Origin of the sequence: Microbacterium sp. USHLN272, assembly GCF_037149655.1 — a bacterium.
GTDB classification, from domain to species: Bacteria; Actinomycetota; Actinomycetes; order Actinomycetales; family Microbacteriaceae; genus Microbacterium; species Microbacterium galbinum.
This window is the reverse complement of the sequence record NZ_JBBCRA010000002.1, coordinates 254,416-276,765: the sequence shown is the minus strand read 5'-3', so window position 1 is coordinate 276,765 and position 22,350 is coordinate 254,416. Positions and strand designations below refer to the sequence as shown.

The following is a 22,350-nucleotide window of genomic DNA, read 5'->3' as shown; positions in this document are numbered from 1 at the left end:
TGCAGAGTAGCCGACGAGAACGGGTCACTCCGAAGCGACACCCCTGCGGCGCAGCGCCAGCGCACCGAGCGCGAGGAGCGCGAGTGCGACGAGCGCGACCGGCCCCGCGGGGAAGTCCGACCCCGTCGTGGCGAGGGCGTCACCGGCATCCGATCCTGCGCCGGATCCCGCTCCGGCACCGCTGTCGCCGCCGCCGTCCGTGCCGTCGCCGCCGCCGGCGGCGACCGGGGCGAGCACCGTGACCGCGAGTTCGGCGGCGCCCGAGGCCGCCGTGGCGGTCAGGGTGTGCGCACCCGGAGCGACGGATGCCGGGGGAACGACGACCGCGCGTGCCGTGCCGTCGGCTCCCGCGGTGAGGGCCGCGAGGCGCACCGGGTCGGAGTTCAGCACGAGCTCGATCTGCTCGCCCTCCGCGAAGCCCGAGACGGTGATCTCGGAGGGCGAGCCGATTCGAAGGGTGCCGCCCGTGACCGCGATCCGCTTCTCGGTGAACGCCGCGCCGAACGACAGTTCGACGGTCTGCGAGGGGAAGAGCTTGAACTCGACGGGGGAGAGGTCCTGCGCCTCGGTGCCGTCGCCGTAGATGTCGACCGTTCCCGAATCGAGCAGCAGGCGCACGGAGGTTCCGTCGGCGAGGTCGCGCACGCCCGCGATGCCCTCGTAGGAGCCGGGCCAGTTCGCGAGTCCGAGGGTGCCGGATGCCGCGACCGGGGCGTCGTCCAGCGAGCCGGACCACCCGAAGAGGGCGAAGCGGCCGGTGTCGTCGGCGCTGCCGGCGACGATCAGGTAGTCACCGGACTCGGCGCGGGCCATGTCGCGGATCGCTCGCCCGCCGAGGTCGAGGAGGAGCGGGTCGCCGACGACGGCATCCGCCCCGGCGACGACGTCGGCGATGTCGGCGACGGGCACGATGAGAGCATCCGCGTCATCGCCGACCTCGGGCGAGCGGAAGCCGAGCCACAGCGTCGTGCCGTCCGGCGCGATCGCCGCTCCCTCGATGTTGAGCGAGTCGGGACCCTCGGCCGAGACCCCCGGCTGGGTGGCCGCGAGGAACCCGAAGCGGTCGGCGCCCAGGCCGTGCTGGTCCTCGTGGTCCCAGGCGACGAGCGCGTCGCGCAGCACGTTGCGGTAGCCGACGAAGGTGAGCGTCGCGTCCGCGCCGGATCCGGCGATCCGCGTCTGGAGCACGATGTCGCGGTCGAGGCGCACATTGCCGCTGCGGGTGTTGCCGGTCGATCCGATCCAGAAGACCTGGTCTCCGGCCCGGGCGACCGCCTCGAAGTCGTGGGCTTCACCTGCGCGTTCGAACTCGATGCGATCGCTGAAGTCGAACGCCGCGACGGCTTCTCCGCCCTCTTCCGAGAAGAGGCGGATCGCGTTCGAGTCGTCGTCGGCGGCGAAGAAGAATCCGTCGCCGGCGTCGATCGCGGCGGAGGCATCCGACATGCCGAAGTGCCCGCGAGCGCCGTCATCGGCGAAGGCCGGGGCGACGCGGTACGGGAGCTGCGAGATCGCGGTGCGTCCGTCGTCGGTGCGCAGATGCACGGTGAGCACGGCGGTGCCGGTGGCCGCGGGTGTCGCCGCGAGCCGGAAAGATCCGTCGTCGGCGACGTCGAGGCGGATCGCCTCGTCGGGTACGACCGCGGGGTTGCTGCTGGTCACGGTCGCCGTGACGGCCTCACCGGCGGCATCGGCGATCACGCCGGTGGCCGCGGGGTTGGTGTCCTGCCCGAGCACGGCGGCGAGGGCGCTGCCGGCGCCGCCGGGAACGCGCACGTCCCACGACAGGGTCGGCTTCGCGAGGATGGGGCCGACCGCATCCGTGCCCGGCTCGAACCCGGGCGCGAAGGCGACACCGCGGAACGCGGTCTGGGGCGCCGCCGTCGCGAGCACATCGGTCTGCGCGGTGAACGCGGAGTCGTCACCGGAATCGACGATCCGCACGATCTCGTTGCCCTGGTTGAGCCCGCGCACGGCGTACAGCACCGAATCGTCGCCGGCCGGGCGTGCCTCGAGGCCCCAGAAGTCACCCGGCAGGGTGTCGACCCAGGTCCAGGTGGCGCCGGTGCGGCGGTACTTCGCGATGCCCTCGTTCGCCCCCTCGGTGTAACCGACGTACAGGTGTTCGCCGGCGAAGGCGAAGTCGTGCGCGACGGATGCCCCGGCCGGGGCCGCGGCCACGAGCGTGAGCGGTGCTCCCGCGGCGGTGGGGATGCCGGTGCCGACCGTGTTCAGCCCCGAGAACCCGCTGCGGTCGCTCGTGAGGTAGAGCTGGCCGCCGTGGATGTCGACCACGCGGCCGTTGTTGAGGTTGCTGTTGCCGGAGACGACGGCGGTGGGGGTGGTCCCACCGGCTTCGACCGTGAGGACGCTGCCGGCGGGAGCCGTGGAGTCGCCGCCGTGCCCGCCCGCCCAGTAGCGTGTGCCGTCGACCGTGGCGGTGCCCCGGATGTGACGCAGCGAGAACCCTCCGGCGAGCGTCGTGGCGGTGTCGACGTCGCCCTCCGATCCGATCCGGGCGATCACGCGCAGCGTGTCGGGGGCGGCCGTGTCGTTGAGCGAGCCCGATCCCGGGGCCGCGTCGTATCCGCCGAGCGTCACGTAGCGGTGATCGGCGGACTGCTGCAGTGCCCCCTGCTGGTCGCGGTTCGCCCCGAGGGTGAACGCGTGCTGATCGCCGGCATCCGTCGTCGGCAGCGCGATCGTGTCGCCGAGCTCGCCCTGTCCGTCGAGGAGCTGGATCGCGACCGGAACCGCGTCGTTGCCGGTGGTCGCGCCGTCGCCGACCACCGAGACGGCGAGCTGGTCGGCGGGGGCATCGGCGGCGACGGCCGCCTGCGGGGCGACGATCGCCGCGCTCGCCGCGACGAGCGCGGCGAGGCCGAAGGAGAGGGAGCGGGGGATGGGCACGGCGAGTACCTCCGGTCGGGGGTCGGGTCGCTCCGACACAAACGGAAGCGGACGAACGGATGCCGACGCAGGGGTGAACGGCAGGCGAACAGCGCACCGGGAACATGACGGATGTCATCCGCACCGCGTGACATCGACGTCCGGCGCGGGCCGTGCTCGCGGCGCTTCACTGGGAGCATGAGCCAGTCCCTCGTCGCCCCCGCCGATCGCCCTCCCGCAGACTCCGCGCCCGCCGTCGATCTCACCGGCATCGTCCGCCGCTTCGGGCACGGCGCGAATCGGATCGTCGCGGTCGATCACGTCGACCTCCGCATCGAGCGCGGCGAGGTGGTCGCTCTGCTCGGCCCGAACGGCGCGGGCAAGACCACCACGATCGACGTGCTCCTCGGACTCTCCGAACCCGACGAGGGCACGGCGCGCGTGCTCGGCACGCATCCGCACCGCGCGGTCACGGCGGGGCGCCTCGCGGCGGTGCTGCAGACCGGCGGACTGCTCTCCGACCTGACCGTGCGCGAGACGATCTCGGTGGTCGCCGGGCTGCACGGCGCCTCCGGTCGCATCGCCGAGGTCATCGATCGCGCCGACCTCACCGCGATCGCGCGTCGCCGCGTCGGCAAATGCTCGGGTGGCGAGAAGCAGCGCGTGAAGTTCGCGCTCGCGCTGCTGCCGGACCCGGACGTGCTGGTGCTCGACGAGCCGACCGCGGGGATGGACGTCACCGCCCGTCGCCGCTTCTGGGAGGCGATGCGGGCGGATGCCGACGCCGGCCGCACGATCGTGTTCGCCACCCACTACCTCGAAGAGGCCGAGCAGTTCGCGCGGCGCACGATCGTCATGAATCACGGCCGTGTGGTCGCCGATGGCGCCACCGCCCGCCTGCGGGCGTCACTGGGCGGCCGCATCGTCTCGGCGACGATCCCCGGCGGGATCGCTGCGCTTGCCGCGGAACTCCGCGCCGACGCCTCCGTCGCCGAGGTGTCGACCGACGCCGATCGGCTCACGGTGCGCACCGAGGCATCCGATCTGCTCGCCGGACGGCTGCTGTCGCTCGGTGCCTGCGATCTCGAGATCACCGCTCCCACCCTCGAATCCGCCTTCACCTCGCTCACGGAGGACCCGTCATGACCACGCTCGTCGCCCCCGCGCTGTACCGCACCGAACTCGTGCGGCAGATCCGCAATCCGTACACGCTCGCCTTCACCCTGGCGATGCCGGTGGCCATGTATCTGCTCTTCGGTGCGAGCATGTCGTACGCCTCGCAGAGCGTGGGCCAGGCGAACGTCTCGTTCTACGTGATGGTGTCGATGGGGGCGTACGGCACGGCCACCGCGATGAGCTCGCTGTGCTCGCTCGCCGCCTCCGAGGTCGGACAGGGGTGGGGGCGTCAGCTCGCGCTCACCCCGCTCTCGACCGCGGGATACGCGGTGACCAAGGTGCTCGCCGCGGTGTCGTTCTCGGCGCTCGCCGTGCTCTTCGTGTATGCAGCCGGTCTCGCGACGGGTGCCGAGGCATCCGACACCTGGCGCTGGTTCGCCGCCGCCGGAATCACCCTGGGGCTCGGGCTGATCTACGGCCTGTTCGGACTCGGGGTCGGCCTCGCCTTCAACTCCGACTCGGCGGCCGCTCTCGCCTCGATCTCCATCACGTTCTTCGGCTTCTTCGGCAACGTCTTCATCCCGCTCGACGGCGTGATGCTCGACATCGCGAAGTGGACCCCGATGTACGGCTACGTCGCGCTCGTGCGCTGGCCGGCCACCGACGGCACCCTCGTGGCGGGCGGGGCCGACCCGCTCTGGGCCGTGCTGCTGAACGTCGTCGTCTGGGCCGTGCTGTTCGCCGCGCTCGTGCGTCTCGGCGTGATGCGCTCGCGCAGCCGTCGTTAGGCTGGGCCGATGACCACCGAGGCTGCCGCGACCCCGGCGCACACCGGTCCCTGGGAGCGCTGGGGATGGTTGATGGCCGTCGTCTGGATGGTCTTCCTCGTCTACCCGGTGCTGGCGCTGCTCGCCTCGGATGCCGCGACCGGATGGGTCGTGCTCGGATGGGCGGGACTCGTGGCATTCGCCACCGTGTACGTGATCGGATTCGTCATCGGGATGCGCTCGTCGTGGGGACGACCGCGCCCGATCGTTCGCACGCTGTTCTGGGTGCAGATCGCGTGCGCGCTCGCGACGATCCCGGCGATCGAGTCGCAGGCGCTGAGCTTCCTCCCGTACCTCATGTCGTACGCCAGCTACGGACTGCGGGGTGCCTGGCACTGGGTGACGACCCTGGCGGGCATCGCGATCGCGGCGGGGACGATCGTCGCGACGGGGAGGTTCGGCGACCACTTCCAGATCCTCGTCATCGTGCTGCTCATCGCGGTGGTGAACACCGTGAACACGTGGCTGATCGGGCGCTCGGTCGACGCCGACAAGGTGCGGATGGACCTCGCCACCAGCGAGGAGCGCACCTCGATCGCCCGCGACGTGCACGACCTGCTCGGGCACACTCTCACGGCCGTGAAGCTCAAGGCCGAGCTCGCCGAACGCCTCGTCGACCACGACCCCGCGCGCGCCAAGGCCGAACTCGCGCAGATCGTGCACCTCACGGGCGAGGCGATCGCCGGTGTGCGCAGCACCGTCACCGGCATCCGCAGCGTCGCCCTGGCGGAGCAGATCGATGCGAGCACGGTCGCGCTCGAATCGGCGGGGTTGCACGTCGACGTCGAGGGTGACGCGGCGGCGCTGTCGCCCGCGCAGGCCCTGCCCGCCGGGTGGATCGTGCGGGAGTCGACCACGAACATCCTGCGCCACGCGAAGGCACGGCGGGTGCGCATCACGATGGCCCCCGGCGTGGTGGCGATCGAGGATGACGGCCGCGGCGCACGGGGGCCCGCGGGCAACGGTCTGCGGGGGATGGCCGAACGCGCCGCGGCGGCGGGCGCGGTGCTCGCCGTGGAGGATGCCCCGCTGGGCGGGACGAGAGTGAGTGTGACCTGGTGAGCGATCCGATCCGGCTGCTGCTCGTCGACGATCAGGCTCTCGTGCGGGGAGCGATGGGTGCCCTGCTCGAACTCGAGGACGATCTGACGGTCGTCGCCGAAGCCGCCGACGGTGCCGAAGCGGCGGAGCGAGCGGCGCAGGCGCGGCCCGACGTGTGCCTGATGGACATCCAGATGCCCGGTGTCGACGGGGTGGCCGCGACGCGCGCCGTGCGCGAGGTCAGCCCGTCGACGCGTGTGTTGATCGTGACGACCTTCGCGCGTCCCGGGTATCTGCGCCGGGCTCTGGACGCGGGGGCGAGCGGCTTCATCGCCAAGGACACTCCGGCCGCGCAACTCGCGCACGCGGTCCGGCGGGTGCATCAGGGACTCCGCGTCGTGGATCCCGCGCTCGCCGAGGCCTCGCTGTTCGAGGGCGCCAACCCGCTGAGCGAGCGCGAGCAGCAAGTCTTGCGGCTGTCGGCGGACGGGCGCGCGATCGCACAGATCGCCGCCGAGGTGTTCCTGTCGGCCGGGACGGTGCGCAACCATCTGTCGTCGGCCATCGGCAAGACGGCGACCGAGAACCGAGCGCAGGCGGCCCGCATCGCCCGCGACAAGGGGTGGATCTAGGACCCGGCTGGATCTAGGACCCGGCTGGATCTAGGACCCGGCTGGATCTGGAACCGGCGGGATCTCGGGGGCGGGTCTCGCGAACAGCTCCGGATCCACGGGCCGCTGCGCTCGGGGCAGTTTCTCGACGACCAGCAGGTACGACTCGGTGACCAGCTCGGTCACGAGTCCCGGTTCGAGCGACGGGCCCGGGCGCAGCGAGATCCAGTGCTTCTTGTTCATGTGATACCCCGGCAGGATGTCGGCGAACGTCTCGCGCAGGGCGACCGCGTCGTCGGGATGCGACTTGACGGTCACCCGACCCGTGCCGTCGAGGGGCAGGAGCAGGAAGACGCGTCCGCGCACCTTGTAGACGTCCCACTCGGGGCCGAACGGGTTGGTCAGCTCGGCGCCGGGGAGTTCTTCGGCGCGTTCGGCCGCCGTGGTGGTGAGGGCATCGACATCCATCGTCAGAACAGCCGATCCGTTCCCTTGTCGTCGGATCGCGCGGCGACGGCGACGCGATCGTCGAGGGACGCCGCCGCCAGCAGCGCCTCGTCGATGAGTTCGCGATCGCCCTGCGCGGTGAGCCACTCGTGGGCGAACGCGGTCGGGATGAGGACCGGCATGCGGTCGTGCACGTCGGCGAGATGAGCGGGCGCGGGACGCATCACGATCGAGTAGCAGGTGAACCATTCGCCATCGGCGGTTCGGCCGCGCTGCGTGACGGCCGCCATGCCGAACAGGGTGCCCTCGCCCATGCCGAACTCGTGCCACACGCGCTCGGGCTTCTTCATCTCGAACCAGCCGGTCGCCGGCACCAGCGCGCGGGTCTTGAGCGAGCCGGGGCGCTCCTGCAGGCGCTCGGAGCGGGTGTTGATCGAGGGGAATTTCGCGGGTTCGCCGTTCACCAGGAACCCCCACCACGCGGGCTCGAGCGTGGCCTGGCCGTCGGCGTCGACGACCACGGGATTGAGGTTGCGGAGGTTCTTGCCGGTCGGGCGCAGGGTCTCACCCGCGTTCTGCTGCGCCCACTGGCGCAGGCCGTCGAGCACGTCGGCGTCGGCCTCGGCCAGCAGCTCGGCGTCGGTGAATCGGGGATCCAGTCCATAGCTCGCGCACATGCCCACAGGCTAGCCCGGGCCACCGACATCCGTCAGGGGGCGGGAGGGGGATCCGGTACCGTGAAACGAGTGACTCCGACCCGTTCGCTCCCCGCGCCGCTCGCGATCGGCGGCGCCGTGGCGATCGGCGTCATGACCGCGATCCAGGCGCGCATCAACGGCGTCCTCGGCATCCGTCTGGGCGATGGGATCGTCGCCGGTCTCGTCTCCTTCGCCGTCGGTACGGCCGTCCTCGCCGTCATCGTCGCCTCCCTCCCGTCCGGCCGCGCCGGTATGGTCCGGCTCGTTCGCGGAGTACGAGGCAGGACCATCCCGCCGTGGATGCTCCTCGGCGGCGCCTGCGGCGCGCTCACCGTCTCGACGCAGGGGCTCACCGCCGCCGTGCTCGGGGTCTCGCTGTTCACCGTGGGAGTGGTCGCGGGGCAGACCCTGCACGGACTCGTGCTCGACCGGATCGGTTTCGGACCGGCGGGCGTGGTGGCCGTGACGATGGGTCGTGTCGCCGGTGCCGCGCTCGCGCTGGTGGCCGTCGGCGTCTCGCTGGGTGGAGACGTGCTGCGCACCGCCCCGCTGTGGATGCTCGTGCTCCCGTTCGCCGCCGGCGTGGGCATCGCGTGGCAGCAGGCCGTGAACGGACGCCTGGCGCAGCGAGTGTCGTCGCCCATGGTGGCGACCATGACGAGTTTCATCGCCGGCACGGTCGTGCTCGCCGTCGCCGCCGCGATCAGCGTCGTCTCGCAGGGTGCCCCGCACGGACTGCCCGCCGAACCGTGGCTGTACACGGGCGGTTTCCTCGGCGTCGTCTACATCTTCCTCGGGGCGTTCCTCGTCGCGCACACCGGCGTGCTGCTGCTCGGACTGGGATCGGTGCTGGGGCAGCTCGTCGCCGCGGTCGCGATCGACCTGATCTGGCCCACCGAGGCGGGGCCCGCGACCTGGCAGATCGTCACGATGGTGGTGATCGCCGCGGCATCCGTGCTCGTGGCGGTCGTGCGCCGACGGCGCTGACTACTTCTTCTTCTTCTTCTCGGACTTCTCGTCCTTCGTCGCCCCGTCCGACGGCATCCGCGTGAGCAGCGCGTCGGCGTCGACGGGCGTGCGCCGCCCCGGGGACTTCGCCGGCTTGCCGCCGACGTAGAGCCACCCCAGCAGCACCTCGTTCTTCGCCAGTCCGTGCGCCCGCGCGACCGCCTTCGACCGGGTGTATCCGCCGGTGCGCCAGAACACGCCCCACCCGGCCTCGTCGAGCAGCAGGCTCAGCGTGTGCGCGACACCGGAGGCGACCGCCTCCTGCTCCCACACCGGCACCTTGTGGTTCGTGCGATAGCTGCCGACCACCGCGATCAGCAGCGACGCGCGCAGCGGCTTGGTCGACGGCTTCTTCTCGCCCTCGGCCTTCGCGATCGCGGCGCCCAGGGCGAGCCGGTCGTCACCGCGCAGCTCGATCAGTCGCCACGGCCGCAGCGACGAATGGTCGGCCACGCGCCCGGCGGCGGCGATCAGCGGAAGGAGCTCCTCGCGGGAGGGCGCCTCCTCGGTGACCTTCGACCAGGACTGCCGCGAGCGGACGGCGTCGAGCGCGCTCACGCCTCGGGGGCCTCGGGAGTGAAGTTCATCGCCAGCGAGTTCATGCAGTAGCGGTCGCCGGTCGGGGTGCCGAAGCCGTCGGGGAAGACATGGCCGAGGTGCGATCCGCACGTCGCGCACCGCACTTCCGTGCGGACCATGCCGAGCGAGGTGTCCTCGATGAGCTCGACGGCCTCGGGGCGGATCGACTCGTAGAAGCTCGGCCAGCCGCAGCCGGAGTCGAACTTCGTGCCGCTCTGGAAGAGCTCGGCGCCGCATGCGCCGCAGGTGTAGAGGCCGGCGCGTCCCTCGTCGAGCAGCTCGCCGGTCCAGGCGCGCTCGGTCGCCGCCTGGCGCAGCACGGCGTACTGGTCGTCGCCGAGCTCCTTGCGCCACTCGTCTTCGGTCTTTTCCACGCTGTACGACATGAGTCCTCCTGGGGTCCTCTCCATTCTCCCCTGTCGCGGGGCGCCGGGCTGCGTACATCCACAATGGAGGGATGACGGATGCTGTTCGCGAGCGCTACGCGCGCTTCGCCGAGAAGGAGGCGCCCGGTCGCAGCGCCCTGTACGCGGAGTGGGCGGCGGGCGTCGCCGGCGACGGCCCGGTGCAGGACGTGCTCGCGCGCATCCCCGAGAACCGGCGTCAGCCGCCGCTGGTCTTCGCGGTGACCCGGCTTCTCGGAGCAGCGCTCGAGGGATATCCGGTGTGGCGGGACTTCGTGCTCCGGAACGCGGATGCCGTCGTCGCCGAGTGCTCCGCGCGCTCGCTGCAGACCAACGAGCCGCTCCGGCTCGCGGCGCTCCTCCCGGTGCTGTCGGAGATCGACGGACCGATCGCGCTGCTGGAGATCGGGGCATCCGCGGGCCTCTGCCTCTACCCGGATCGTTACTCGTACCGCTTCACCGGCTCCGATGGCGAGGTGCGGGTGGCGCTCGATCCACTCGACGGGGTCTCCCCGGTCGTGCTCGCCAGTCGGGTCGACGGGGAGCTTCCGGAGCTGCGGCTGCCCGAGATCGTGTGGCGCGCCGGGATCGATCTCGCACCGCTCGATGCCCGCGATGCCGACGATCGTCGGTGGCTGCAGGGGCTCGTGTGGCCGGGGGAGACCGGCCGCGAGCAGCGGATCGCGGCGGCGCTCGACATCGCGGCATCCGATCCGCCGATGCTCGTCGCCGGCGACGCGCTCGAACGCCTCGATGCTCTCGTCGCCCGGGCGCCGGTCGGGGCGACGCTCGTGATCACCACCCCCGGCGTGCTCGTGCACATCCCGCGCGCCGCCCGGTCGGCCCTGGTCGCCCGCATCCGTGAGCTCCCGGCACGGTGGGTCACGATCGACCCGCCCGGGCTGCTGGACGTCTGGGAGCCGCCGATCGACGTGGAGGAGTGGCCCGGGTTCGCGGTCGCACTCGACGGGCGGGTGCGTGCGGCGGCCGACCCGCTCGGCGCGTGGTGGGAGTGGCGTGCGGCCGAGCGGCCGCACCCGTCCTAACCTGGGCACATGATCGGTGACCTCACGGAGCGCGACCGCGCGATCCTCGCGCTGGAGACGGTCTGGCCCCGGCACAGCGGGGCCAAGGAGGAGGCGATCCGGGCGCAGCTGGGCATGAGTGCCGCGCGCTACTACCAGCTCCTCGGCCGGCTGATCGAGTCGGATGCCGCCCTCGAGTTCGATCCGATGCTGATCCGTCGGCTGCGGCGTCTGCGCGACGCGCGCGTCGTGCGCCGTTCGGCCCGGACGCCCGGTTTCGTGGGCTGACCGCGCTCTCGGATAGCATCGTGGGGTGTCCAAGCCCACCCGTGATCGTTTCGACGACGTCCCCCGCTCATCCGGCCGCGTCGGGGCGCACCGCGCCGAAGCGCCGGGGATGAACGGATGGGTGGTGCTGCTGTGGTCGTTCGTCGCGGCGCTCGTGCTCATCATCGTGGGCATCTTCGGCTCGCTGGTCGTGATGGGGCGGATCGACCTCTTCCCCGAAGCGGTACCGACCGCCGAGCCGACCCCGGTCGAGACGGGTGTGGTCGACACGACGTTCGAGGTGACGATCCTCAACGCGACGCCCGATGAGGGTCTCGACGAGCAGATGCGCGACACCCTGCTCAACGCCGGGTTCGCCACCGTGTACGCGAGCGACAGCGGCAGCCAGGACTTCGAGACCACCACGGTGTACTACGTCGACGAGGCCGATCGTCCGGCCGCACTCGGCGTCGCCGACCTCATCGGGGGAGCGGCGGTCGAGCAGAGCGACTTCTACGCCGACCTCAACGACGGCGAGGCGAAGCAGCTCACGATCGTCGTCGGCCTCGATCGCTCCGCCACGGCGCCCGAGACTTCGGCCGAGACGCCCGCTCCCTGAGACGCGTCGGGCACCCTCCGTCCGCGGCTTGCACTCGCAGGGGTCGAGTGCCAGAATGGCGTTAGCACTCTCACACTCTGAGTGCTAAACCCAACGTCTACGTCCAGGAGGGACGAAAAAACTCATGGCAAAGATCATTGCTTTCGATGAGGAGGCCCGCCGCGGCCTCGAGCGCGGCCTCAACATCCTCGCCGACGCGGTCAAGGTGACCCTCGGCCCGCGCGGTCGCAACGTCGTGCTCGAGAAGAAGTGGGGCGCCCCCACGATCACGAACGACGGTGTGTCCATCGCCAAGGAGATCGAGCTGGACGACCCGTACGAGAAGATCGGCGCGGAGCTCGTCAAGGAGGTCGCCAAGAAGACCGACGACGTCGCCGGTGACGGAACCACCACCGCCACGGTCCTCGCACAGGCCCTGGTCCGCGAGGGACTGCGCAACGTCGCAGCCGGCGCCGACCCGATCTCGCTCAAGCGCGGCATCGAGAAGGCCGTCGCCGCGATCACCGAGGAGCTGCTTTCCAGCGCCAAGGAGATCGAGTCGAAGGAGCAGATCGCCGCCACGGCATCCATCTCCGCCGCAGACCCCGCGATCGGCGAGCTCATCGCCGAGGCGATCGACAAGGTCGGCAAGGAGGGTGTGGTCACCGTCGAGGAGTCGCAGACCTTCGGCACCGAGCTCGAGCTCACCGAGGGCATGCGCTTCGACAAGGGCTACCTGAACCCGTACTTCGTCACGGACCCCGACCGTCAGGAAGCCGTCTTCGAGGACCCCTACATCCTGATCGCGAACCAGAAGGTCTCCAACATCAAGGACCTCCTGCCGATCGTCGACAAGGTGATCCAGGACGGCAAGGAGCTCGTCATCATCGCCGAGGACGTCGAGGGCGAGGCTCTCGCGACTCTCGTGCTCAACAAGCTCAAGGGCATCTTCAAGTCGGTCGCCGTCAAGGCTCCCGGCTTCGGCGACCGTCGCAAGGCGCAGCTGCAGGACATCGCGATCCTCACCGGTGGTCAGGTCATCACCGAAGAGGTCGGCCTGAAGCTCGAGAACGCCACGCTCGACCTGCTGGGTCGTGCCCGCAAGGTCATCGTCACCAAGGACGAGACCACGATCGTCGAGGGCGCCGGCGAGGCCGAGCAGATCGAGGGTCGCGTGACCCAGATCCGTCGCGAGATCGAGAACACCGACAGCGACTACGACCGCGAGAAGCTGCAGGAGCGCCTGGCGAAGCTCGCCGGTGGCGTCGCCGTCATCAAGGCGGGCGCGGCCACCGAGGTCGAGCTCAAGGAGCGCAAGCACCGCATCGAGGACGCCGTCCGCAACGCGAAGGCAGCCGTCGAAGAGGGCATCGTCCCCGGTGGTGGCGTCGCGCTGATCCAGTCGGGCACGAAGGCGCTCAACGGTCTGTCGCTCACGGGTGACGAGGCGACCGGTGCGAACATCGTCCGCGTGGCGATCGAGGCTCCGCTCAAGCAGATCGCACTCAACGCCGGCCTCGAGCCGGGCGTCGTGGCGAACAAGGTCTCCGAGCTCCCCGCGGGCCAGGGCCTCAACGCCGCCACGGGCGAGTACGTCGACATGTTCGGCGCCGGCATCATCGACCCGGCGAAGGTGACGCGCTCCGCGCTGCAGAACGCCGCGTCGATCGCCGCGCTGTTCCTCACCACCGAGGCCGTCGTGGCCGACAAGCCCGAGAAGGCGTCCGCTCCGGTCGGCGACCCGTCGGGTGGCATGGACTTCTGATCCATCGCGCATGACAGAACGCCCCCGGCTTCGGCCGGGGGCGTTCTGCGTTCCTGCGGACGGCGGGGAGGAACCACCGTCCGCAGGAGGTCGGTGTCGGCCGGTGAGCATCGGCCGACGGGCATCAGCGGAACAGGCTCGCGGAGTACTGGTCGGCGTCGCTGTACTGCATCGCGGCCGAACCGAGTGAGGTGCCGATCGAGTCGAGCACCTGCTCGACCTGCAGGGCCGCCGTGCGCCACTGCTCCGCACATCCCTGGAACGCTGTCGAGGCGCTGCCGACCCATGACGACTGCAGCTGCGTGAGCTGCGCCATGAGGGTGGTCGATTCGGACTGCAGGCGCTCCATGGTGGCGCGGGCCGCGCTGTTCGCTGCCTGGACTGCTTCGGTGTCGACGGTGAAGACGGACATCTGGATTCTCCTTCGTGATGGGAGTTCCGAGATTAGGTGGAGCATCCGCCCGTCCGTCCCCGCGATGCGCGCGCTCGACGGCGTCCCGGAAGAGCCTGCGCGATCGCCCGTCCGTGCAGGACGAGTGCCGGGCGCGACGCGGCGTGTGCCGGGCGGGGCGTGTGCCGGGCGCGGCCGTGTCAGAGGTCGAGCGGCTCGAGCGGCTGCGTGTCCTCGAGCAGGTGCGCGGGCGTCGCGCGCGACGGTGCCAGGGGCAGGGTCACCGTGAAGGTGGCGCCGCCACCGGGGGTCTCCGAGACGGCGACGCTGCCGTGCAGCGCCTTCATGATCGACGCGACGATCGCGAGGCCGAGGCCCGACCCGCCGGTCTCCCGTGCGCGAGACGTGTCGGCGCGCCAGAAGCGCTCGAAGATCTGCTCGCGGATCTGCGGCGGGATGCCCTCTCCGTGGTCGACGATCGCGATGCTCGCCGTGCCCTGCACGCGGTTCGCGTCGACGACGATCTCGATCGGACCGTCCTCGGGAGAGAACCGGCGCGCGTTGCCGAGCAGGTTGGTGACGACCTGGCGCACCTTGTTCTCCTCGCCGAGCACGATCGGGGGAGTCCGGACCGGGGTGTCGGGGGTCTCCGAGAAGTCGATCGCGGGGATCTGCTCGGTCGGCGTGGGCGTCGAACGCGGACGCCGCCGCAGACGCGAGAGGGCCGCGCGCGAGAGCCCGCGGGGCGGCGGCGGGGGCGCGGGAACCGAGGCGATGCGCACGCTCGTGGTGTCGCTCGTCTCGGCGGTGCGGTCGATGACCGTCACGGTGCGTCCCGGAGCGGCCGCGCGCAGGTCGAGGGCGGCGTCGCGGGCCACGGGGCGCAGGTCGAGAGCGGCGATCTCCGGCTCGCGCTCCTCGTCGAGACGGGCGAGGGCGAGAAGGTCCTCGACGAGCACACCCATCCTGATCGCCTCCTTCTCGATGCGCTCCATGGCACGGGCGGTGTCCTCGTCGCCCTGGATCGCGCCCATCCGGTACAGCTCGGCGTAGCCGCGCACGCTCACCAGCGGCGTGCGCAGCTCGTGGCTCGCATCGCCGATGAACCGGCGCATGTGCCGCACCGTGCGCTCGCGCTGCGCGAGCGAGCGGTCGACGCGGTCGAGCATCGTGTTGATCGCGGTGTTGAGACGACCGACCTCGGTCGTCGGCTCCAGATCGGTGAGTCTCTGGCTGAAGTCACCCGCGGCGATCGACATGGCCGTCGCCTCGACCTGTCCCAGCCGGCGGAAGGTGAGGGTGACGAGCCCGCGGGTGGCGAGGGCGGCGATCAGGATCGTGATCAGGGCGATCGTGATGTAGATGCCGAAGTACTGCGAGATGATCCGGTCGGCCTCATCGAGCGGCATCGCGACGAGCTGGATGCGCAGGGCACCGCCGTCGGCGGGGATGATGGCGACGGCGCTGCGGTAGACGCTGCCGTCCTTGCCGAGGAGGTCGGTCACCTCGTCCTCGTTCGCCGCGGCCTTCTGCGGCGAGTACGACGAGGGGAAGAGCGGGGCGGACTCCAGCGGCATCGCTCCGGACGACGCGAGCAGATCCCCGTCCGCGTTGTAGATCGCGACGGCGAAGTCGCGCGGGGTGTCGCGGGGCGTCAGCGTCTCGCCGTCGTCGGCGAGCACGAAGTACCGATCGGCGAGGTTGCTCGACACCAGGGCGGGCAACTGCGCGTCGATGTTCAGCACGAGCGCGTTGCGCAGCACCGGGACGGTGCCGACGCCGGCGACGAGCAGCCCGAGCGCGAGGATCGCGACCGTGACGCCCGTGACCTTGGCGCGCAGACTGATCCGACGCCACCATGCGGTGACCGCATCGGGCTTGTGCGCCATGCGGTCCTCCCGGTGCGGCGTGGTTCTGATCGAGCGGGCTCGGGTCAGGCGGACTTGCCGACCTTGAGCATGTAGCCGAAGCCGCGCTTGGTCTGGATGAGGGATTCCTCGGTGTGCGGATCGATCTTGCGGCGCAGGTACGAGATGTAGCTCTCGACGATGCCGGCGTCGCCGTTGAAGTCGTACTCCCACACGTGGTCGAGGATCTGGGCCTTCGACAGCACGCGGTTCGGGTTGAGCATGAGGTAGCGCAGCAGCTTGAACTCGGTCGGGCTCAGCTCGATCGGCTCCTTGCCCACGTGCACGTCGTGCGTGTCCTGATCCATCGCGAGCTCACCGGCGCGGATGATCGACTCCTCGTCGGCCTGCATGGTCCGGCGCAGGATCGCCTGGGCGCGCGCGACGATCTCGTCGAGGCTGAACGGCTTCGTGACGTAGTCGTCGCCGCCGGCGTTCAGCCCCTCGATCTTGTCGTCGGTGCCGTCCTTCGCCGTGAGGAAGAGGATCGGCGCGGTGAATCCGGCGCCGCGCAGTCGCTTGGTGACGCTGAACCCGTTCATGTCGGGCAGCATCACGTCGAGGATGATGAGGTCCGGCTCCTCCTCGAGCACGGCCGAGATGGTGGCGGCGCCGTTGGCGACCGTCTTCACCTGGAACCCCGCGAAGCTGAGGCCCGTGGAGAGCAGGTCACGGATGTTCGGCTCGTCGTCGACGACAAGGATGCGCGCAGCAGTCATGACCCCATTATGGTGACTCCGCCGATGCTCTGGCTGATTATCTGCCGGTGCGCCTCGTCGATCAGCGGTCAGCGAACGATGAGGCGAGGTCGTGCGCGTCGAGGATCGTGTAGCTGTAGCCCTGCTCGGCGAGGAAGCGCTGGCGGTTCTGCGCGTAGTCCTGGTCGATCGTGTCGCGGGCGATCAGGGTGTAGAAGCTGGCGGTGTGACCCGACTGCTTCGGACGCAGCAGACGGCCGAGGCGCTGTGCCTCCTCCTGGCGCGATCCGAACGATCCCGACACCTGGATGGCGACGGATGCCTCGGGCAGATCGATCGAGAAGTTCGCGACCTTCGACACGACGAGCAGCTCGATCTCGCCCTCGCGGAACTGGCGGTACAGCTCCTCGCGCTCGTCGACCGGTGTCGCTCCGGTGATCTGCGGCGCATCGAGTGCCTGCGACAGCGTCTCGAGCTGGTCGAGGTACTGACCGATCACGAGGATCCGCTCGCCCGGATGCTTCGCGATCAGCTCGCGCACGGCGTCGATCTTCGCCGGCGCCGAGGCGGCGAGACGATAGCGCTCGTCGTCGGTGGCCGCCGCGTACTCGAGCCGGTCGTCCGGTGGCAGGTCGACGCGCACCTCGTAGCAGGCGGCGGGGGAGATGAAGCCCTGCGCCTCGATCTGCTTCCACGGTGCATCGAAGCGCTTGGGGCCGATCAGGCTGAAGACATCGCCCTCGCGACCGTCCTCGCGCACGAGCGTGGCGGTCAGGCCGATACGGCGGCGGGCCTGCAGGTCGGCCGTGAGCTTGAACACCGGCGCGGGGAGGAGGTGCACCTCGTCGTAGACGATCAGACCCCAGTCGAGCGCGTCGAGGAGCGCCAGGTGCGCGTACTCGCCCTTCCGCTTGGCCGTGAGGATCTGGTACGTCGCGATCGTGACCGGCTTGACCTCCTTGGACTGGCCGGAGTACTCGCCGATCTCCTCGGGGGTGAGGCTCGTGCGCTTGAGCAGTTCGTCGCGCCACTGCCGCGCCGACACCGTGTTCGTGACGAGGATGAGCGTGGTCGTCTTGGTGGCCGCCATGGCGCCGGCGCCGACGATCGTCTTCCCCGCCCCGCAGGGGAGCACCACGACCCCGGAGCCGTCCTTCGCGAAGGCGTCGACGGCATCCTGCTGGTACGGGCGGATCTTCCACGAGCTCTCGGCGAGGTCGATCTCGTGCGGTGTGCCCGGCGTGTACCCGGCCAGGTCTTCGGCGGGCCAGCCGATCTTGAGGAGCTCCTGCTTGATCTGGCCGCGGGCCCAGGCGTCGACGACGAAGGTCTCGGGGGTCGGGTGACCGATCAGCAGCGGCTGGATGCGCTTGTTGTGCGCGACCTGCGACAGCACCGCGGGGTCGGTGGAGCGCAGGATCAGCACGCCCTCCTCGTCGCGCTCGATCACCAGACGGCCGTAACGGTTCACCGTCTCCTTCAGATCGACGGCCACGGAGGGCGGCACGGGGAAGCGCGACCAGCGGTCGAGGGTCTCGAGCATGTCGTCGGCGGTGTGCCCGGCGGCGCGTGCGTTCCACAGTCCCAGGCGCGTGATGCGGTACGTGTGGATGTGCTCGGGGGCGCGCTCGAGCTCGGCGAAGATCGCCAGTTCGTGGCGCGCGCTCTCGGCATCCGCGTGGGCGACCTCGAGCAGCACGGTGCGATCGCTCTGGACGATCAGGGGGCCATCAGACATAGCAGACAATCCTACCCGCGCCCGGCTGTGCGGGCGCCTACGGGGCGACGATCGTCGCGCTGCGGATGCTCGACACGGGCAGGGTGCGCTCGACGTCGGCCGCTCGGTCGCGACCGCGCAGACGTCCGCCGCCGAGCCCGGTCGCTTCGAGGAGGAGGTCTCGGGTCGATCCGTCGGGCATGCCGACGGTGACGCGCACCACGGCACGCGCGCGGACGGCGGCCTCGAGTTCGCGGTCGAGCCAGGCGGCATCCGCGTCGGGGCCCTGTCGGGAGCGCAGGCGGGCGATCAACGGCGCGTAATCGACGGCGGCGGTCGCCGGCGCGGACGCCGTTCGCGGCGGATGCCGGTCGCCGATGAGAGGCGCGCCGTCGGCGCCGATGAGCGTGGCCGGGTACCGCGCATCGGTGAGCGCCCAGTACACCGTGTCGCGACCGACCTTGGTGGTGAGAGAGGCGACGTCAGCGGTCAGGCCGAGCGGGCGCAGGCTCTGGTCGACGGCCATCGCGTCGATGAGGTGCCGGTCGTCGCTCTCGATGCGCGTGCGTCCGGTCTCGTCGTCGGTCGAGACGCGCACCAGCCCGTGACGATGGGCGGTCTGGGCGATGAGGTAGGCGAGCGGCTGCGGGATGCCGGTCAGCGAGATACCGCCGAGGAAGTCGAGGATGCCCTGTTCGCTCTCACCGACGACGAAGGCGTGCGCGATCGACTCCGCGGTGAAGCGGTAGGAGGATGCCTGCGCCGCGGATTCGCGAGCGGCGATCGTGCGCAGCCGCACGTCGAGCGCGGGGGCGAGGGGGCCGGGGGCGATCGCCGTGAGGTCGTTCTGGAGGAAGATGCGATCGACCTCGGCGGGCAGCAGGACGCCGAGCGCCGAGGTGTCGGCGGGGGCTCCCTCGCGCAGCGGCGTCGCCCACGCGGGCTCGCTGCCGTCTCCGGCGACGAGTCCGAGCATCCGGGCCGTCTCCCGCAGCGCGCGGCTGCGGTCGGGCCAGGCGGGATCCCACGGATGCGCGTCGACCCAGGCGTCGGTGGCGATCCATCCGCCGCTCGGGGTGCGCACGCCGCGGGGGAGCGCGTCGCGGAACGACGACGCGAGTCTCGTCCAGCGATCGGATGCCGAGGAGCGCAACCAGCCGTCGCCGTCCGCGGTCACGCGCAGTCGACGCTCGACCGCGGTGGCGAGCCCCGCATCGACGGCGATCGACACGAGGGCGTCCACCAGGTCGACCGCGATCCCCGCCTCGGCGAGCTGGCGCTTCTCCGCGGCGCTCACGGTGCCACCCGCGAGGAGCGAGAACGGGGCATCCCGGGTGATCATCAGCAGGTCGGCGAGGACGGCGACCGTGGTGAAGGCGCGCTCGGCGGCGTGCGCCGACGCCGCAGGGTCGGAAGGGTGCGGCGCCGATGCGTCGAGCGGTGCGGGGGCGGGGCGACCCTCGAGCGCCGTCGCGAGCTCCGGCCAGGTCGAGCCGTCGGCGGTCAGGAGCGCGAGGGCGTCGAGGGCCTCGCGCTGATCGCCGGCGTCGCCCGTACCGTCCGCACGCAGCAGGGCCGCCGCCTCATCCGAGGTCAGCCGGGGCAGCGCCTTGGCCAGTGACGACGGATCGAGCAGGGCCTCGGCGGCGTCGAAGAAATCATGCCACCCGGGGTCGGCGCGCACACCGCGCGCGGCGAAGAGCCGCGTGAGGTCGTCGTCGCCCGCCGCAGCCAGGCGATCGGCCAGCGGTCGTGCGTGCGCGCTCATGACGAGGCCGCCCTCAGGGTCGCGATGCGCGACCCTTCCGGATGAAGCTCATGGTCAGCAGCGTGATGATCATCGCGAAGGCGAGGGGGAGCCCCCAATAGGGAATGAACGCGATGACGGGCCAGGCGCCGTGGCCGAACGCCTTCTGATCCATGCCGAGCGCGGTTCCGATGATGATCGCGAAGAAGCAGATGACGGATGCCGCGGCGATGCCGAGCGCCGTGAAGGCCAGGATGCGATCCACTCGGCGGATCGGAACATCCGGCTGGGAGTTCTGCGTGCTCATCAGTCTCACCCTACCCGCACCGGGGCCTTCGAGATCTCGCGGCCGGTGACCGGTAGGCTGGAGGGGGTCGCGCACGTGCGCGGCTGTCTTGTTCTGCACCGATTCAGCGAGGTTTCTCCCATGCCCACCGGCAAGGTCAGGTTCTACGACGAAGACAAGGGCTTCGGCTTCATCGCATCCGATGACGGCCAGGACGTCTTCCTGCATGCGTCGGCGATGCCCGCCGGCACCGCCGTCAAGGCGGGCGCCCGCGTCGAGTTCGGCGTCGCCGACGGCAAGCGCGGTCTGCAGGCGCTCTCGGTCCGCGTGCTCGAAGCGCCGGTGAGCCTCGCGAAGGCCAAGCGGAAGCCGGCCGACGACATGGCGATCATCGTCGAGGACCTCGTGAAGCTGCTCGACGGCATCGGCGGCGATCTGCGTCGCGGACGCTACCCGTCCTCCTCCCACGGCCGCAAGATCGCGGCCGTCCTGCGCAAGGTCGCTGATGACCTCGAAGCCTGACGCCGACGAGCGTCTCATCGGAGCCCACGATCTCGCGCTCGCCGCACTGCGCGAGATCACTCCCGCGAACACCATCGGTCCCGCTGCCGGTTTCCTCCCCGAGGAGGACGGCTCGGTCTCGCTGCGCTTCGAGAACCGCCTCGCCGGCTATCCCGGCTGGTACTGGATCGTGACGGTCGCACGGGTCGACGACGAGGACCCGACGGTGCTCGAGGTCGAGCTGCTGCCCGGTGACGGTGCGCTTCTCGCACCCGAGTGGGTGCCGTGGGCCGAGCGTCTCGCCGACTACCGTGCGCACCAGGTCGAACTGGCCGAGCAGGCCGCAGCCGCCGGTGACGATTCCGGCGCGGCGGTCGACGGTGCCGCCGACGACGAGAGCGACGACGCGGACGACGATCTCGACGACGACGACGATCTCGACGACGACGAGCCGGACATCCTCCACGCCGGGGATCTCGACGGTGTCGACATCGACGAGCTCGACGAGGAGTCTGAAGATGACGAGTCGGAGGACGTCGAGTCGGAAGATGACGACTCGGAAGAAGACGATTCCGACGAGGAGTCGGATGACGATTCCGACGACGACGATTCGGACGAGGACTCCGACGACGAGGAGTGATCCTCCCCGGCATCCGGGGAGGGGCGCGGGCTCAGGGCCCGCGCCCGCACCTCAGGAAGCGGTGTTCGCGAGCACGAAGTCGATCGCGCGGGTGAGCTGGCGCACGTCGTCGGGCTCGATGGACACGAAGGTCGCGACGCGCAGCTGATTGCGCCCGAGCTTGCGGTACGGCTCCGTGTCGACGATCCCGTTGGCGCGGAGCGTCTTCGCGATCGCCGCCGCGTCGATGCTGTCGTCGAAGTCGATCGTGACGACGACGGGGGAGCGGTGCGCCGCTTCCGCGACGAAGGGTGTCGCGACCGAGGAGGCCTCCGCCCAGTCGTAGAGCACGCCGGAGGACTCGGCGGTGCGGGCGGCGGCCCAGCTCAGGCCCCCGTTGTCGAGGATCCACCGCAGCTGGCTGTCGAGCAGGTGCAGGGTCGTCAGCGCCGGGGTGTTGAGCGTCTGGTTCAGACGCGAGTTGTCGAGCGCGTTCTTCAGGCTCAGGAACTCCGGGATGTACCGATCGGATGCCGCGATCCGCTCGATCCGCTCGATCGCCGCCGGCGAGGCGACGGCGAACCACAGCCCGCCGTCGGACCCGAGGTTCTTCTGCGGCGCGAAGTAGTAGAGGTCGGCCTGCGTGGCGTCGAAGTCGATGCCGCCCGCGGCGCTGGTCGCGTCGATGACGGTCAGTGCCCCCTCGGAGGCGACGCGCTCGACGGGAACGGCCACGCCGGTGGAGGTCTCGTTGTGCGGCCAGGCGTAGACGTCGACGCCGTCGACGATCTGCGCGGTCGTCGCCGATCCGGGCTCGGCCTTGCGCACGTCGGGGGCGTCGAGCCAGGGGGCTCCCGCAGCCGCGGCGAACTTGCCACCGAACTCGCCGAAGACGAGGTTCTGGCTGCGGCGCTCGATGAGGCCGAAGGCCGCCGCGTCCCAGAACGCCGTGGACCCGCCGTTGCCGACCAGGATCTCGTATCCCTCCGGCGCACGGAACAGGGCGGAGAGCTGCTCGCGCACGCTGCCCACGAGGTTCTTCACGGGTGCCTGGCGGTGCGAGGTGCCGAGGATCGACGCTCCCGCGGTCACCAGAGCCTCGAGCTGCGCGGGGCGCACCTTCGAGGGTCCGCAGCCGAAACGGCCGTCGACGGGCAGGAGGTCACGCGGAATCTCGATCGCCATGCGTAGATTCTACGGGGGCGCGCA

23 protein-coding genes are annotated in these 22,350 nt (G+C 70.7%); 11 read left to right on the top strand and 12 right to left on the bottom strand.

Features of this window, described 5'->3' with window-relative positions; translation table 11 throughout:
* Window positions 1-24: 24 nt before the first annotated feature.
* Window positions 25-2,910, bottom strand: coding sequence for a hypothetical protein (locus tag WFJ97_RS14630; RefSeq protein ID WP_336642027.1), 2,886 nt, complete (start codon window positions 2,908-2,910; stop codon window positions 25-27).
* Between the two features lie 177 nt (window positions 2,911-3,087).
* Here WFJ97_RS14630 and WFJ97_RS14625 point away from each other — a divergent pair, with 177 nt between their 5' ends.
* Genes WFJ97_RS14625 through WFJ97_RS14610 form a run of 4 tightly spaced genes read left to right on the top strand, consistent with a single transcriptional unit; the run spans window position 3,088 to window position 6,505 of the window.
* The gene (locus WFJ97_RS14625; RefSeq protein WP_336642026.1) at window positions 3,088-4,035 is read left to right on the top strand and encodes an ABC transporter ATP-binding protein; all 948 of its coding nucleotides are present in this window, start codon (window positions 3,088-3,090) and stop codon (window positions 4,033-4,035) included.
* Window positions 4,032-4,793, top strand: a complete 762-nt coding sequence (locus tag WFJ97_RS14620; RefSeq protein ID WP_247624999.1) for an ABC transporter permease — start codon at window positions 4,032-4,034, stop codon at window positions 4,791-4,793. Before WFJ97_RS14625 ends, WFJ97_RS14620 begins: the two co-directional genes overlap by 4 nt.
* Before the next feature lie 9 nt (window positions 4,794-4,802).
* Window positions 4,803-5,894: a sensor histidine kinase gene (locus WFJ97_RS14615; RefSeq protein WP_336642025.1), complete on the top strand. Its 1,092-nt coding sequence runs from the start codon at window positions 4,803-4,805 to the stop codon at window positions 5,892-5,894.
* The gene (locus tag WFJ97_RS14610) at window positions 5,891-6,505 is read left to right on the top strand and encodes a response regulator transcription factor (protein WP_336642024.1); all 615 of its coding nucleotides are present in this window, start codon (window positions 5,891-5,893) and stop codon (window positions 6,503-6,505) included. Before WFJ97_RS14615 ends, WFJ97_RS14610 begins: the two co-directional genes overlap by 4 nt.
* 30 nt (window positions 6,506-6,535) lie before the next feature.
* Here WFJ97_RS14610 and WFJ97_RS14605 read toward each other — a convergent pair whose 3' ends face one another.
* Both WFJ97_RS14605 and WFJ97_RS14600 read right to left on the bottom strand, forming a co-directional pair.
* Window positions 6,536-6,952, bottom strand: coding sequence for an MmcQ/YjbR family DNA-binding protein (locus WFJ97_RS14605; RefSeq protein WP_336642023.1), 417 nt, complete (start codon window positions 6,950-6,952; stop codon window positions 6,536-6,538).
* A gap of 2 nt (window positions 6,953-6,954) precedes the next feature.
* On the bottom strand, window positions 6,955-7,608 hold the full coding sequence (locus WFJ97_RS14600) for an SOS response-associated peptidase family protein (RefSeq protein WP_247624996.1): 654 nt from the start codon (window positions 7,606-7,608) through the stop codon (window positions 6,955-6,957).
* 69 nt (window positions 7,609-7,677) lie between these two features.
* Here WFJ97_RS14600 and WFJ97_RS14595 point away from each other — a divergent pair, with 69 nt between their 5' ends.
* Window positions 7,678-8,616, top strand: coding sequence for a DMT family transporter (locus WFJ97_RS14595; RefSeq protein WP_247634213.1), 939 nt, complete (start codon window positions 7,678-7,680; stop codon window positions 8,614-8,616).
* On the opposite strand, the gene WFJ97_RS14590 is transcribed toward WFJ97_RS14595, so the two are convergent.
* Both WFJ97_RS14590 and msrB read right to left on the bottom strand, forming a co-directional pair.
* The gene (locus WFJ97_RS14590) at window positions 8,617-9,195 is read right to left on the bottom strand and encodes a nitroreductase family protein (protein WP_336642022.1); all 579 of its coding nucleotides are present in this window, start codon (window positions 9,193-9,195) and stop codon (window positions 8,617-8,619) included.
* Window positions 9,192-9,602, bottom strand: coding sequence for a peptide-methionine (R)-S-oxide reductase MsrB (gene msrB / locus WFJ97_RS14585; protein ID WP_247624993.1), 411 nt, complete (start codon window positions 9,600-9,602; stop codon window positions 9,192-9,194). The genes WFJ97_RS14590 and msrB overlap by 4 nt, the downstream gene beginning before the upstream one ends.
* A 71-nt stretch (window positions 9,603-9,673) precedes the next feature.
* Here msrB and WFJ97_RS14580 point away from each other — a divergent pair, with 71 nt between their 5' ends.
* The 4 genes from WFJ97_RS14580 (at window position 9,674) to groL (ending at window position 13,275) form a co-directional block, all read left to right on the top strand.
* Window positions 9,674-10,666, top strand: a complete 993-nt coding sequence (locus WFJ97_RS14580; protein ID WP_336642021.1) for a DUF2332 domain-containing protein — start codon at window positions 9,674-9,676, stop codon at window positions 10,664-10,666.
* Between the two features lie 9 nt (window positions 10,667-10,675).
* Window positions 10,676-10,933 carry a DUF3263 domain-containing protein gene (locus WFJ97_RS14575; protein WP_247634216.1) on the top strand — a complete coding sequence of 86 codons (258 nt, stop codon included), beginning with the start codon at window positions 10,676-10,678 and terminating at the stop codon, window positions 10,931-10,933.
* A gap of 25 nt (window positions 10,934-10,958) precedes the next feature.
* Complete coding sequence (locus tag WFJ97_RS14570; RefSeq protein ID WP_247624990.1) at window positions 10,959-11,531, top strand: LytR C-terminal domain-containing protein; 573 nt, start codon at window positions 10,959-10,961, stop codon at window positions 11,529-11,531.
* Window positions 11,532-11,655: 124 nt separating this feature from the next.
* Window positions 11,656-13,275 carry a chaperonin GroEL gene (groL, locus tag WFJ97_RS14565; RefSeq protein ID WP_247956659.1) on the top strand — a complete coding sequence of 540 codons (1,620 nt, stop codon included), beginning with the start codon at window positions 11,656-11,658 and terminating at the stop codon, window positions 13,273-13,275.
* A gap of 124 nt (window positions 13,276-13,399) precedes the next feature.
* Here groL and WFJ97_RS14560 read toward each other — a convergent pair whose 3' ends face one another.
* From WFJ97_RS14560 to WFJ97_RS14535, 6 genes are all read right to left on the bottom strand, one after another.
* Window positions 13,400-13,687, bottom strand: a complete 288-nt coding sequence (locus tag WFJ97_RS14560; RefSeq protein ID WP_247624988.1) for a WXG100 family type VII secretion target — start codon at window positions 13,685-13,687, stop codon at window positions 13,400-13,402.
* Between the two features lie 179 nt (window positions 13,688-13,866).
* Window positions 13,867-15,555: a sensor histidine kinase gene (locus WFJ97_RS14555; protein ID WP_247956658.1), complete on the bottom strand. Its 1,689-nt coding sequence runs from the start codon at window positions 15,553-15,555 to the stop codon at window positions 13,867-13,869.
* A gap of 44 nt (window positions 15,556-15,599) precedes the next feature.
* Window positions 15,600-16,292, bottom strand: a complete 693-nt coding sequence (locus WFJ97_RS14550) for a response regulator transcription factor (RefSeq protein WP_247624986.1) — start codon at window positions 16,290-16,292, stop codon at window positions 15,600-15,602.
* A 61-nt stretch (window positions 16,293-16,353) separates the two neighbouring features.
* On the bottom strand, window positions 16,354-18,009 hold the full coding sequence (locus WFJ97_RS14545; protein ID WP_247624985.1) for a DNA repair helicase XPB: 1,656 nt from the start codon (window positions 18,007-18,009) through the stop codon (window positions 16,354-16,356).
* A gap of 37 nt (window positions 18,010-18,046) precedes the next feature.
* Window positions 18,047-19,756, bottom strand: a complete 1,710-nt coding sequence (locus WFJ97_RS14540) for a helicase-associated domain-containing protein (protein WP_336642020.1) — start codon at window positions 19,754-19,756, stop codon at window positions 18,047-18,049.
* Window positions 19,757-19,769: 13 nt separating this feature from the next.
* Window positions 19,770-20,042 carry a multidrug ABC transporter ATPase gene (locus WFJ97_RS14535; RefSeq protein ID WP_247624983.1) on the bottom strand — a complete coding sequence of 91 codons (273 nt, stop codon included), beginning with the start codon at window positions 20,040-20,042 and terminating at the stop codon, window positions 19,770-19,772.
* Between the two features lie 120 nt (window positions 20,043-20,162).
* Between WFJ97_RS14535 and WFJ97_RS14530 the strand changes: the two genes are divergently transcribed.
* Window positions 20,163-20,543, top strand: coding sequence for a cold-shock protein (locus tag WFJ97_RS14530; RefSeq protein ID WP_247624982.1), 381 nt, complete (start codon window positions 20,163-20,165; stop codon window positions 20,541-20,543).
* A complete protein-coding gene (locus WFJ97_RS14525; RefSeq protein ID WP_336642019.1) occupies window positions 20,527-21,162 on the top strand; it encodes a DUF3027 domain-containing protein in 636 nt (211 codons plus the stop codon). The genes WFJ97_RS14530 and WFJ97_RS14525 overlap by 17 nt, the downstream gene beginning before the upstream one ends.
* A 51-nt stretch (window positions 21,163-21,213) precedes the next feature.
* Here WFJ97_RS14525 and serC read toward each other — a convergent pair whose 3' ends face one another.
* A complete protein-coding gene (serC, locus tag WFJ97_RS14520) occupies window positions 21,214-22,326 on the bottom strand; it encodes a phosphoserine transaminase (protein ID WP_247624980.1) in 1,113 nt (370 codons plus the stop codon).
* Window positions 22,327-22,350: the final 24 nt, after the last annotated feature.